Here is a 12,917-nt window from a genome sequence, read left to right as displayed (position 1 = left end):
AATGGCTTCCGATACTCCGGCCCCAACATCGGGTGCGCCCCGTGCACCGCCTACACCGCACTGCCTCGTCGCGAAGGCGCCCGCGTGCGGGGGAGTCTCGACAGACCTGTTTATGCCCGCCCTTCGCCCGGATGGTTGAACGCCAGGAAATGCCGCACTACCGGCCGACCTTCACCTCGATGGAAGCGCAGTACCTCTGCCTGGATATCGGCGTCCGCCTTGGACACCCGCTGATGCTGGCGCAGATGTTCGGCCCAGGATTCGACCTGGAACCATTCGAGCATCAGCGTCGGATCGGCCGCATCCTCGGTTATGCCCCAGGCGTAGGCGCCATCGCGGCGTCGCTCGGCCGATAGCCGGGCAAGCGCCTGTAGAAAGTCGGTGCGGTCCTCTGGCGCGATGCGGTACTCGATCTGGATCAGCACCGGCCCCCGGTCGTGCTCGACCGGCGCCGCCGTCAGCGGCTCGGGCCAGTGTCGGGAGGGCATCAGGTCGGCATCGCCCTTGGGCAGCTTCAGGCGATGGGCCGCAACGCCCGCCACGACCAGCCCGACCGCACCGGCCAGCAGCGTGAACGGCACGCCGGTCAGCTGGGCGATCGCGCCCCAGCTCAGGCTGCCGACGGTCATGGCGCCATTGAATACGGTGAGATACACGGCCAGCGAGCGGCCGCGCACCCAGTTGGGCAGGATGGCCTGCGCCACGCCGTTGAGCGTGGTCAGCGCGGTGATCCAGGCCGCGCCCAGCAACAGCAGGGCCGCCACCGCCGCCCATTGCGGTGGTGCGAACGAGAGAAAGGCCATGACCGCCGCCGTTACCAGTGCCGCCAGCAACAGCAAGCCGTCGGCGCTCAGGTGTCCGCGCAGTTTCGGCATGACCACGGCCCCTGCGATCGCGCCCAGCCCGACCGCACCGAGCAGGATGCCGTAAAAGCCCGCTCCGCCACCGAGCAGGCCGCGCGCGACCAGCGGCAACAACGCCCAGACCGAACTGGCGAGGGCGAAGAATACGAAGGCGCGCACCAGCACCACATGCAGCTCGCGGCTCGCGCGGGCGTAGCGCAACCCCGCGCGGAAGGCGCCGACGAAGCGCTCCGAGAGCACGTCCTGCGCGGCGGCCGGCCGGCGCCACCACAGCAGCGCGGAGATCACGAAGACGTAGGTGATGACATCGACGCCATAGGTGAACGCAGCCCCCAGGCTGGCGAGGATCAGCCCGCCCACCGCCGGCCCGATGGCGCGGGCGATGTTGATGCCCAGCGAGTTGAGCGCCACCGCGCTCTTGAGGTCCTTGCGCTCCACCAGTTCGGGGACGATGGCCTGCCAGGTCGGCCCCATCAGCGCCGCGCCGACCCCGCCGAGAAAGGTCAGGCCCACCAGGGTGATGACCGATTGCAGCCCGGTGGCCGACAGCAGCATCAGGCAGATGCTGACGCTGGCCAGCAGGAGCTGGATGGCGATGAGAAATTTGCGTCGGTCGAGAATGTCGGAGAGCACGCCGGCGGGAATCGCCAACAGGAAGATCGGCAGCGTGGCGGCCGCCTGCACCAGCGCGACGGCCGCCGGCGATGGCGACAGGTCGGTCATGATCCAGGCACTGGCGACGTCGCGAATGAAGCTGCCGGTGTTGCCGATGATCGTCGCCACCCACAGGACCGTGAAAAGCCTCTGTCGCAGTGGCGCGAAACTGCCCTCCGACGCGGAAAGCGTTTGGGGGGGCTCAGTGCTCATGGCGTCCTCGCGTATTCATGGTCCGCCAACCGACTCGAAACCGGCTAGGTAGCGACCGTGCTAACGAACGATTAACTGTCGGCATGGGCTACCTCCGCTACACGGCCCAGCAGGAACAGCCGAGCGCACCGAAAAAACTCCGGTAGTCCGACACCGGCGCGCTGGAAGCCCAGGCGCGCGCGTGGTCGTGACCATGCAGGCCACAGGCACTGGCGCAGCCGCAGGTAGCCGCAGCGCGGGCCTGCAACGGTGCCAGCGAGTTTCGCCCGGCGCCGTCGGGCTCGCCCCAGGCGCCATAGCCCTTGAAGGTGCGCGTCGGCGACCAGTCGGGCATGGCCGGTGGCAGCGGATTGTCGTCGAGCGGTGCGAAGTCCCCCGCGCCGTAGACCACGCGCCCGCCGACCACGGTCAGGTCGGAGGTGAGGAAGGAGAGTTCATCCTCGGCGACCGTGAAGTAGTCCTTGCTCGGCACGATCAGGTCGGCGAACTGGCCGGCCTGGATGCGGCCGCGCTTGCCTTCCTCGTTGGAGAACCAGGCGACGTTCTCGGTCCACATGCGCAGAGCCGTCTCGCGGTCGAGCAGGTTGCGCCGCGGATACAGGGCGAGCCCGCCCAACGTCTTGCCGGTGACCATCCAGGCCAGCGATACCCAGGGGTTGTAGGACGCTACCCGCGTGGCATCGGTGCCGGCCGAAACCTTCACGCCTTTCTCCAGCATGCGCGCCACCGGCGGGGTGGCCTCGGCGGCGCGGGCGCCGTAGCGCTCGACGAAGTATTCGCCCTGATAGGCCATGCGGTGCTGCACGGCGATGCCGCCGCCGAGCGCGGCGATACGGTCGATGGATTTTTCCGAGATGGTTTCGGCGTGGTCGAAGAACCAGTTGAGGCCGTGGAGCGGGATGTCCTCATTAACCTTCTCGAACACGTCCAGGGCGCGCGTGATGGTTTCGTCGTAGGTGGCGTGCAGCCGCCAGGGCCAGCGGTTCTGCGCGAGGATGCGTACCACTTCCTCGAGCTCGCCTTCCATCTGCGGCGGCATCTCCGGGCGCTCGACGCGGAAGTCCTCGAAGTCGGCGGCCGAGTAGACCAACATTTCGCCTGCGCCGTTGTGACGGAAATAGTCGTCGCCCTGTTTGTACGTCACGCTGGAGGTCCATTTGAGGAAGTCTTCCTTTTCCTCCTTGGGCTTCTGAGTGAACAGGTTGTAGGCCAGGCGCACGGTGATCTGGCCTTCGTCGGCCAGCTTCTGGATCACCTCGTAGTCCTCGGGGTAGTTCTGATAGCCGCCGCCGGCGTCGATAACGCCGGTCACGCCCAGGCGGTTGAGTTCGCGCATGAAGTGGCGGGTGGAGTTGATCTGGTATTCCAGCGGCAGCTTCGGCCCCTTGGCCAGCGTGGCGTAGAGAATCATCGCGTTGGGCTTGGCCAGCAGCAGGCCGGTGGGGTTGCCGTTGGCGTCGCGGATGATCTCGCCGCCCGGGGGCTCGGGCGTGTCCTTGGTATAACCGACCGCGCGCAGGGCGGCGCCGTTGAGCAGCGCGCGATCATAGAGGTGCAGCAGGAACACCGGCGTATCGGGCGCGACGGCGTTGATCTCGGCGAGGGTCGGCAGGCGCTTCTCGGCGAACTGGTGCTCGGTGAAGCCGCCGACCACGCGGACCCACTGCGGTGCGGGCGTGATGGCGACCTGACGCCTGAGCATGTCCATGGCGTCGGCCAGCGAACGCACGCCGTCCCAGCGCAGCTCCAGGTTGTAGTTGAGGCCGCCGCGGACAACATGGGTGTGGTTGTCGAACAAGCCGGGCAGCACGCCGCGCCGCTTCAGGTCGACGATGCGCGTGGCAGAGCCCGCCAGGGCCATGATCTCTTGGTCCGAGCCTACGGCCAGGAATTTGCCGTCCTTGATCGCGACGGCGTCGGCCACCGGATTGGCGCGATCGAGCGTGGTGATCTGACCGTTGTGGAAAATGATCTCGGGGACGGAATCGGTCACGGTGAATTCTCCTGTTCTGAGGCTTTCGGCGACGGCGTTGCGTCCCAGTACGCTACCCAGCGCAAGCGTCGTGGCGGCGCCAAGGAACCTGCGGCGCGAGGTCATGGGTTGTTGCCCTCATAGCCGGGATTCGTCGGGTGTCCGCCTTTAGTTGGTTGGCGGGCGAGCGCCAGGCCATGCTCAGGTTCGATCGCTGTCCTCCGCCTGCTGTCGGACATGCCGACCGGGCAACTGACCGAACAGGTGGCTGACGGCGTGGGTCTTGTCGCAGGCGGTGCTGAATGCCGTGCCGGCGAGCAATTGCTTGCCGACCGGGATGATTTGCTCGCCGACCAGGATGCCGAGCAGCCCGACCAGGGCCACCAAAGGCGGCGCCGGGGAACGCACGTTGAGCAGGCTGTAGACGACGCCGACCAGCAGGCCGGCGCCTAGGGACCAGGCATAGAGTTTCATGCTTCACCTCGCTGACCGAGTGGAGCCACCGCCCGGCGTACGGACGACGGCTCCCATCACGATGGGCTTAGCTGGCCGGGTTAGGGCCGATGCGCCCGCCGTGCTGCACGCGTTCCGGCGCCTTGTGGACCATCGTGTAGGCGTAATCCACGCCCATACCGTAGGCGCCGGAGTGCTCCTGGACGATCTTGATGACGGCGTCGTAGGTTTCCTTGCGCGCCCAGTCGCGCTGCCACTCCAGCAACACCTGCTGCCAGGTCATCGGGACGATGCCGGCCTGGACCATGCGGTCCATGGCGCATTTGTGCGCTTCGACCGAGGTGCCGCCGGAGGCGTCGGCGACCATGTAAATCTCGTAGTCACCTTCCAGTGCGGCGCACAGCGCGAAGGTGGTGTTGCAGACCTCGGTCCACAGGCCGGAAACGACCACCTTCTTGCGGCCGTTGGCGGCCAGTGCGTCGCGCACGTTCTGGTCGTCCCAGGAATTCATCGAGGTGCGTTCGAGGATCTTGTGCTCAGGGAAGACGGCCAGCAGCTCGGGGTAAGTGTTGCCGGAGAAGCTCTCGGTCTCGACGGTGGTGATGATCGTGGGAATGTCGAACACCTTGGCGGCCTTGGCCAGCCCCACGACATTGTTCTTCAGGGTCTGGCGATCGATCGACTGCACACCGAAGGCCATCTGCGGCTGCTGGTCGATGAAAATCATCTGGCTGTTCTGCGGGGTCAGCACTTCAAGATACTTGGACATGATGGCTCTCCTTGAGGATGCACAGTTTCAAAGGCGGCGATATGCGTTGCTGCCTGTGCGGCGTTCGGCCGGTTTCGATGGCTGAGAGCTACCGTTCCGGCTCGCTGCAGCGATGACCGCAAGCCCCTCGCCAGGGGTACTGCGACTCAGCCTGCGGTATCTACCAGCACCAGTTCGGCCTCATTGCTGGCTGTTATGCGAATCACTTGCTCGTCGTGGATCGCGGCGCCATCGCCGGTATCCAGCCTCACGCCATTGATCTCGACTTCGCCGCGGGCTGGCACCAGGTAGCCGTAGCGGCTGGCGTCGGAAAAGCGGTACTCGACCGTCTCGCCAGCGTTGAGCGTCGCGCCCAGCACTCGCGCATTGGTGCGGATCGGCAGGGCGTCCTCGTCGCCCTCGATGCCGCTGGCGAGGGCCATGAACCTGCCGGAGCGGTCGCCTTTGGGAAAAGGCTTGGAGCCCCACGAGGGCGGTTCGCCTTCGCGGTTCGGGAAGATCCAGATCTGGAATATTCGCGTGACGCCCTGCTCGCGGTTGTACTCGGAATGGCGAACGCCGGTGCCCGCACTCATCACCTGCACATCACCGGCCACGGTGCGGCCTTTGTTGCCCAGATTGTCCTCATGGGTGATCGCCCCTTCGCGTACGTAGGTGATGATTTCCATGTTGGCGTGCGAATGGGGCGGGAAGCCCTCGCCTGAAGCGATGGTGTCGTCGTTCCACACCCGCAGCGCACCCCAATGCATACGCGCAGGGTCGCGATACTCAGCGAACGAGAAATGATGCTTGGCAAGAAGCCAGCCGTGGTCGGCTCCACCGAGGCTGTCGAAAGGACGGCGTTCGATCATGCTGTTCTCCAGGCCGAATTTGGTTTCGTTGGAGACACTATAGGCAGCTGGTATAGCGGCGAGGATGAAGTCGATGGAAGGTCGATATCTCTCTTTTGTATATAAAACGGACCTTTTTATTTCAGGCATCGCACTGCTAATAAACTGGAAATAAGCGGGCCGATTTATTTACTGAATCAAGCGCGACGCCAGTTACGATCAGTCCTCACCGCCAGCGAGCTGAAGTCCACCCTACAAGCTGGCTACCGAGCGTTTGTAGGACGAGCGTCCTCCGCCAACCGATCACTGGGATACCAGTGCGAGGCGCAAGGCGTAGCCGATCAGCAGGGTCCCGAAGAGACAGTGCTGCATGCGCTGAAGTGCAGGGCTTTGTGCGAGCCAGCGGCCGATCAGGGCACCCGCCATCGCGTAGCCGACATCGAACAGCAATCCCACCAGTACCAGGGTGACACCCAGTATTACGAACTGGCTTGCGACCGGTCCGCCGCCGGTATCGATGAACTGGGGCAGCAGCAACGAACAGAACACCAACGCCTTGGGATTGAGCAGGTTCGTCAGCACGCCCTGTCGAAACGCAGCACCGAGCGACAGCGAGCCGCCCATGGCAACGCGATCGACGGAGGTCGCCCGCGCCTCGGCCCGGAACATACTCAGCCCCAGCCAGAGCAAGTAGGCAGCCCCCAGCAGCCGCACCCCGTCGAACGTCCAGGGCACTGTCCTGAACAGCGACGCCAGCCCCATCGCCGCGAAGGTGACATGACAGCTGCGCGCGGATGCCAGACCAGCCGCCGTGGCCAGGGCCTTCGTGCGGCCCATGCGCGCGCTGGTCTGCAGGAGCAGCAGCATGTCAGGCCCCGGCAATACCAGTACCGCCGCCAGCGCCAGCACGAACATTCCCAGGTTTTCCATCTTTCAGCCTCTCTAAGGAAGCTTCATGTTAGGGCGAGAGGTCGGGGCAGGTGCTTGCGTAATGCGCTACGGACAAGCATCTTGTTGGCAGAAGATGCTGATTATCGTCATGTAGCAGGTATTGTATGCCAGTGAAGCCGAAAACCGGGCTCGACGCCCACGACCGCCGCATTCTCGCGGCGCTGCAACGGGACGGGCGGCTGACCAATGTCGACCTCGCCGACCGCATTGGCCTATCGGCGTCGCCCTGTCTGCGCCGAGTGAAAATGCTCGAAGAGGCGGGGGTAATCCTGGGTTACCAGGCGACCCTCGACCCTGACGCCGTTGGCCTGGGGTTGACGGTGTTCGTCGGGATCAAGGTGGAGCGGCATCACGAAGAGGAGGCGGAACGCTTCCGCCAGGCCGTGTCGGCATTGCCAGAGGTACTCTCTGCCTACCTGGTGTCCGGTGAGTCGGACTTCCTGCTGCACGTCGTCGTGCAGGATCTGCGGGACTACGAGCGCTTCCTGACCGAGGTGCTTTTGAAGCTGCCCGGCGTACGCGATATCCGCAGCAACTTCGCGATCCAGACGGTGAAGGCTCAAGGCCCGCTGCCGCTGGCGCACCTGCCTGCCTGAGGCTCGCGGCGAGACCGCCACAGTGAAAAGGGCAGCTTCCTTTCAAACGCCCCAGGCGACTTTTCATTTGACGGGCTGCGATCTGGCGATACGGCTCGGACGCGTGCGGCCGACGCGTTCTGAGCAATCACTGCGCTTTTATCAGAATCGGTGATGACCGTGTCTCGTTGCGGCAAGTGGTCGGATCGAGCGGGAAACGAATTTGGCGGCGCAGCCTTACATCCTCACGCGCGATCAGTCCTTTGCTGTCCAAACGCAAACGCCCCGACATGGGTCGGGGCGTTTGTTTTACCGTTGCCTAGGGAGATGTCTCGTCCCGTCAGGCGAGCTTGAAGCGCGAGACCAGTCCATTCAGGTCGACCGCCAGCCGCGCCAGTTCCTGGCTGGCCGCGTTAGTCTGGTGCGCGCCCGCGGAGGTCTGCAGCGCGAGATCGCGTATGTTCACCAGATTGCGATCGACCTCGCGCGCCACCTGCGCCTGTTCTTCCGAGGCGCTGGCGATGACCAGGTTGCGCTCGGTGATCTGGCTGAAGGCTGCGGTGATCTGCTGCAGGGCTTCGCCCGCCGCATGGGCGATGTGCAGGGTTTCCTGGGCCTGCTGATTACCGGTCTGCATGGCGGACATCGCCTGCTCGGCGCCCTGCTGGGTACTGGCGATCATCTGCTCGATCTCGTGAGTTGACTGCTGCGTCCGGTGTGCCAGGGCGCGAACCTCGTCGGCCACCACGGCGAATCCTCGTCCGGCATCTCCGGCCCGGGCCGCTTCGATGGCAGCGTTCAGTGCCAGCAGATTGGTTTGCTCGGCGATGGAGCGGATCACGTCGAGCACGGTGCTGATGCTGCGCACGCTATCGGCCAGCTGGGTGACCTGTTCGACGGTGCTGCCGGCGTTCTCCGCCACATTGCCGATCGAAGCGATGGTTTCTTCCACTTGCTGACGCCCACGCCCGGCGGTCTGGTCGGCTGCACGAGAGGCCTCGGAGGTGGCGGTGGCGTTGCTGGCCACTTCGTCCACGGCCGCGGTCATTTCGTTCACGGCGGTGGCGGCCTGCTCGATCTCGTGGTTCTGCTGCTGCAGCATTTGACTCGAGTTCTCGGTCACCGCGTTGAGCTCTTCGGCGGCCGAGGCGAGTCGGGTCGAGGAATCCACGATGCCCTGCAGGGTGCCCCTGAGGCTCTGCTGCATGCTCTGCAACGCACCGAGTAGGCGGCCTGGCTCGTCGTTGCCGCTGACGTGGATGGTGCGCGCCAAATCGCCGTTGGCGATCGCTTCGGCCGCCTTCACCGCTTCGCCGAGCGGCGCGACGATGCTGCGAGTGAACAGGATGGCGAGCAGAATGGTCAGCGCCACGGCGAGCAGGATCGAAACCATGACACCAAAATTGGCGCGGTCGTACTGCTCCTGCGATTGGGTGGCGACGGCTTCGGCAGCGGCGTTGTTGATCTTCACCAGCTCGGCAAGCTGTGCGCCGAGCTTGATCGACAGCAGGTTGTAGTCGCCGCCGAGCAGTGTCCGCACACCCTCCATGTCGCCAGCGTTGGACAGCTGGACCAGACGCTTGTGGATGCCCACGTAGGCGGTCAGGGCTTCTTTGAACTGGGCGAACTGAGCCCGTTCGGCATCGCTGGAGATCAGCTTCGAGTAGCCCTCCACCGCCGTGCTCAGCTCCTGCACCAGCTCATCGCCGCGTGCGACGGTGCTGCGCAGCTGCGCCTCTTCACGGTCCACCAGAATACGGAACGAAATGATCCTGAGCCGCAGCATCCGATCACTGATCGCACCCAGCGAAGCGAAACTGGGCAGGGTGTTTTCCATCACCTCGACCGTGGCGCCGCGAATACCCTTCATCTGGCCTTGCGCGAAAAGTCCGAGCACGATCACCAGTAAAGCCACGGTAGAAAACCCGAGCACCGCTCGAGGGCCTACTTTCAGTCGTCTTAACAACATTTGGAGTTCTCCATCGTCCATTCGGCCGCGGGCCAGTAGCGTTCCGGGCTCACAGCTATAGCGGCGCGCGCGAGGGATTCGTGAAGCGTCGGCCCCGTAATCGTGTTCGTATTGTTGGAACGGGGCGTTCCGGACTCGCTAACGGCTGACTGGAGAAATGCGCTTTCTGCGCCCTGCGCGGGTACAAAAAAGCACTTTGGCGCCTCGCCAAGCCTGGGTCTCCGGGGCGACAGCTGAACAGCGCGATGTTCGCGATTCCGGATAATTCAGGGAAGTGATCGGGCTGGTCGGGGCACCCGGTGCTCTATTTCTTCGTAGACGACATGCGCCGGTGAACGAGCACTTGAAACGCATCGCCGAACGGCGCAGTGAATCAACCGACAACCGCGCCTGCACCTTCGATGGCCTCGCGCAGCGCAGTTGCCAGCTCCTCGAGGCGGTAGGGCTTGGCCAGTATCTGCACACCCTCGGCAGCGGCCGATTGTTGCGCGACCTCGGCGTAGCCACTGGTGAGCAGTACGGGAACGCCCAGTTCGCGAGCGCGAATTTCCTTCGCCAGTTCAACGCCGTTCATGCCGCCGGGCATCATGATGTCTGAGAAAACGATGTCGACTTTGCATTCATTCGTCAGTGTTCCGAGCGCAGCGGTCGCACTGGTGGCATGGGTGACCCGATAGCCAAGATGCTCGAGCATCTCGCCGACCAACGCCGCTACCTCCACGTCGTCGTCCACCAACAGCACGCTACCGGCAGAGGCGTCTAAGGCGCGATCGTTAGCGGGTTCAACTTCATCTATCTGATCGGGAGCGTGTTCTGCGCGCGGCAGCAGCAATATCACGCTGGTGCCGCGCCCGTATTCGCTCTCGATCCAAACGGTACCGCCCGATTGCCGAGCGAAGCCGTGAACCTGCGCAAGCCCAAGCCCTGAGCCCTTGCCGATTTCCTTGGTGGTGAAGAAAGGGTCGAATACTCGGCTGCGAACTTCGGCGGGGATGCCAGTGCCGGTGTCGGTCACCGCCAGACGGACGAAGTCTCCCCGGCGGCCAAGCACCTGTTCATCGGGTGCATTGCAGGCCTGCAACACGATGGAGCCGCCTTCCGGCATGGCGTCGCGTGCGTTGACGGCCAGATTGAGAATCACCAGTTCCAGCTCGCCCGGATCCACCTGGACGGGCCACAGGTCTGGCGCGAATTGCTGCCTGACCTGCACATCGCCACGCAGGCTGCGGTCGAGCAGTTCGCGCATTTGGCTGATGCGACGGGCGAGGTCGACCGCTTCGGGTGCCAGGGATTGCCGTCTGGAGAAGGCGAGCAGCTGGCGGGTCAGGGCCGAGCCGCGCTGGGCCGCTTGCCGCATGCCGTCCATCAGGCGTTTGCGGCGCTCCGGGTCGGCGCGGCGATCGAGCATGTCGAGCCCGCCGGAGATCACCATCAGCAGGTTGTTGAAGTCGTGGGCGATGCCACCGGTGAGCTGGCCGATGGCCTCGATCTTTTGCGTCTGGCGCAGGGTTTCCTCGATATGCGCGCGCTCGTCCATCTGGGTGCGCAGTTCGAGGTTGGCCTTTTCTAGCTCACTGGTACGCTCGACGACCAGCGCTTCGAGTTCATGCGACGCTCGCTCGCGCGCTTCCAGCAGCGCCCTGACCTCGTACTGGCGGTGACGCCCGCGCAGTGCCGTTTTCAGCGCGCTGGTCAGCGTGATGCCCTGTACCGGGCGCTCCAGCAGGGAGACGTTGCGCAGCGCGGCGACCATGCGCTGGCGCCACGCGGCGACCGCTGGTTGCTGGTGTTTGCTGGTGAGCACCACGAACGGGAAATCTGACCAGGCCGGCTGCTGGTTGACCCAGGTAGACAGGCTTTCGAGATCGTGGCCAAACAGTCCTTCTTCTGCGATGAAGATGGCGTCGGCGTCCGTTTCGGCGCGCTGTAGAGCTTGCGCAACGCTATGGCAGACAACAGCGTTCATCCCGTTGCGGCTGAGCAGATCGGCCGAGGCGGGACCGTCCCGGCCGATGGGGGCATAGACGGCTACAACCGGGCTGTCTCGCTTAGTGTGCGTGGTCATGCTCGTCTATCAGTAGCTGAGTCGCATCACCGGCGTATTCCGGTGTGCCCGATAGGATGCCATTGAAGTCGGTCAATGGCGGCCCGACCTTGATGCCGGTCGCGCTGAGGCGATACTCGCGGATGGTATTTTCATGCCGCCCGCTGCGCTTTTTCACCACCGACAAGGCCCTGCGGATGATGCCAGCGTGCTCGAAATAACGCAGCATGATAACCGCATCGCTGAGGTAGCTGATATCGATCGGCGTATCCATCGGGCCGACGAGCCCATGCTGGGCCAGGATCATGATCGTGATGACGCCTTTCTGGCCCAGGTAACTCAGCAATTCATGCATCTGCAGGATCAGGAATTTGCCGTCCGGCATCGCATGCATATAGCCGTTGAGGCTGTCCAGCACGACGATTTCCGCACCTTTCGCTTCGACACTGTGCCGTACCGCGGCGGTGAACTCGCCGGGCGACAGCTCGGCAGGGTCGACCTGTTGCAGGTGTAGCAGGCCCTGTTCGATCCATGGCTCGATGTCCAGTCCCAGCGCCCGACCGCGGGTCAGCAAGGTGCCGACGTTCTCGTCGAAGACGAAGAAGGCGACCTGCTCGCCGCGCTGGCACGCTGCATAGGCATAACTCAATGCCAGCGACGATTTGCCGACACCGGCTGCGCCGACCAGGAGCGCGTTGGTACCGCGTTCCAGCCCTCCGCCGAGCATCCTGTCCAGCTCTGCATTGCCGCAGGAAGCCGCATCGGCAATGAACCGGGAGTGATGTTCGGACGCGATCAGGCGGGGGAAAATCTGCAGCCCGCCTTTGCGGATGACAAAGTCGTGATAGCCGCCGCGGAACTGGATACCCCGCATCTTGATAACGCGCAGGCGCCTGCGCTCGGCGCCATAGTCGATGGCGAGCTGCTCGAGCATCACCACGCCGTGGGAAATCGAGTGAAGCTGCAGGTCGCCCATTTCCGAGGTCTGGTCATCAAGCAGAATCACGGTGCAGCGGCGCTTAGTGAAGAAATGCTTGAGCGCCAATACCTGCCTCCGGTAGCGCAACGGGCTCTGCGCCAGCAGACGCATCTCCGAGAGGCTGTCGAAGATCACCCGCGTCGGGTTGGTTTCGGTGACGCGGTCGAACACTTGCTGAGTGGTTTCGCTCAGTTCCATCTCCGCCGGGTGCAATACCGTCAGTTCCAGTTCCGGATCGAGGCTGGCTTCGGGCGTGACCAGCTCGAAGACATCGACGCCCTCGAGCGACCAGCCGTGCCGTTTGGCGACCAGCTCCAACTCGTCTTTCGTTTCCGACAAAGTCACGTACAGGACGCGCTCGCCCTGGCGCACGCCTTCGAGCAAAAACTGCATGGCAATAGTGGTCTTGCCCGAGCCTGGGCTGCCTTCGTAGAGGTACATGCGGTTGGGGTCCAGCCCGCCGCCAAGAATGTCGTCCAGGCCATGGCTGCCGGTGGAAATGCGTGGGGGTTCGTCGTCCTGGTGAAGGGGAAGATCATTGGAATCGGTCATCCGTTCTCCTTATCGCAGGCTCCGCTGCGTGCTTGGTTCCAACGCCTGTGCCTGCCCATGTCTGGACGAGGCCCCTGCGCAGGAACACGCCCG

Annotated in this window: 10 protein-coding genes; 1 reads left to right on the top strand and 9 read right to left on the bottom strand. The window is 64.1% G+C overall.

Features of this window, described 5'->3' with window-relative positions; translation table 11 throughout:
* Nucleotides 1-110 precede the first annotated feature (110 nt).
* The 6 genes from G7026_RS18460 to G7026_RS18435 form a co-directional block, all read right to left on the bottom strand.
* Nucleotides 111-1,730, bottom strand: a complete 1,620-nt coding sequence (locus G7026_RS18460) for an MFS transporter (protein WP_181072375.1) — start codon at nt 1,728-1,730, stop codon at nt 111-113.
* A 97-nt stretch (nt 1,731-1,827) separates the two neighbouring features.
* Nucleotides 1,828-3,828, bottom strand: a complete 2,001-nt coding sequence (locus G7026_RS18455; RefSeq protein WP_181072374.1) for an amidohydrolase — start codon at nt 3,826-3,828, stop codon at nt 1,828-1,830.
* 75 nt (nt 3,829-3,903) lie between these two features.
* Entirely contained in the window at nt 3,904-4,176 is a 273-nt protein-coding gene (locus G7026_RS18450) for a XapX domain-containing protein (RefSeq protein ID WP_181072373.1), read from the bottom strand.
* 67 nt (nt 4,177-4,243) lie between these two features.
* A complete protein-coding gene (locus G7026_RS18445) occupies nt 4,244-4,924 on the bottom strand; it encodes a hydrolase (RefSeq protein ID WP_181072372.1) in 681 nt (226 codons plus the stop codon).
* 146 nt (nt 4,925-5,070) lie between these two features.
* Nucleotides 5,071-5,775 (bottom strand): pirin family protein, encoded by a 705-nt coding sequence (locus G7026_RS18440; RefSeq protein ID WP_181072371.1) that lies wholly within the window; start codon nt 5,773-5,775, stop codon nt 5,071-5,073.
* A 282-nt stretch (nt 5,776-6,057) separates the two neighbouring features.
* Entirely contained in the window at nt 6,058-6,684 is a 627-nt protein-coding gene (locus G7026_RS18435) for a LysE family translocator (RefSeq protein ID WP_181072370.1), read from the bottom strand.
* A gap of 131 nt (nt 6,685-6,815) precedes the next feature.
* Here G7026_RS18435 and G7026_RS18430 point away from each other — a divergent pair, with 131 nt between their 5' ends.
* Nucleotides 6,816-7,301, top strand: a complete 486-nt coding sequence (locus tag G7026_RS18430; RefSeq protein ID WP_308811815.1) for an Lrp/AsnC family transcriptional regulator — start codon at nt 6,816-6,818, stop codon at nt 7,299-7,301.
* A 319-nt stretch (nt 7,302-7,620) separates the two neighbouring features.
* On the opposite strand, the gene G7026_RS18425 is transcribed toward G7026_RS18430, so the two are convergent.
* From G7026_RS18425 to G7026_RS18415, 3 genes are all read right to left on the bottom strand, one after another.
* Nucleotides 7,621-9,249, bottom strand: coding sequence for a methyl-accepting chemotaxis protein (locus tag G7026_RS18425; protein WP_181072368.1), 1,629 nt, complete (start codon nt 9,247-9,249; stop codon nt 7,621-7,623).
* 373 nt (nt 9,250-9,622) lie between these two features.
* On the bottom strand, nt 9,623-11,314 hold the full coding sequence (locus tag G7026_RS18420; protein WP_181072367.1) for a response regulator: 1,692 nt from the start codon (nt 11,312-11,314) through the stop codon (nt 9,623-9,625).
* A complete protein-coding gene (locus G7026_RS18415) occupies nt 11,298-12,824 on the bottom strand; it encodes an ATPase domain-containing protein (protein WP_181072366.1) in 1,527 nt (508 codons plus the stop codon). Before G7026_RS18415 ends, G7026_RS18420 begins: the two co-directional genes overlap by 17 nt.
* Nucleotides 12,825-12,917: the final 93 nt, after the last annotated feature.

This window comes from Stutzerimonas azotifigens (assembly GCF_013522725.1).
Taxonomy (GTDB): Bacteria; Pseudomonadota; Gammaproteobacteria; order Pseudomonadales; family Pseudomonadaceae; genus Stutzerimonas; species Stutzerimonas azotifigens_A.
The sequence above is the reverse complement of the archived record's forward strand: the minus strand, read 5'-3'. Positions and strand labels throughout refer to the sequence as shown.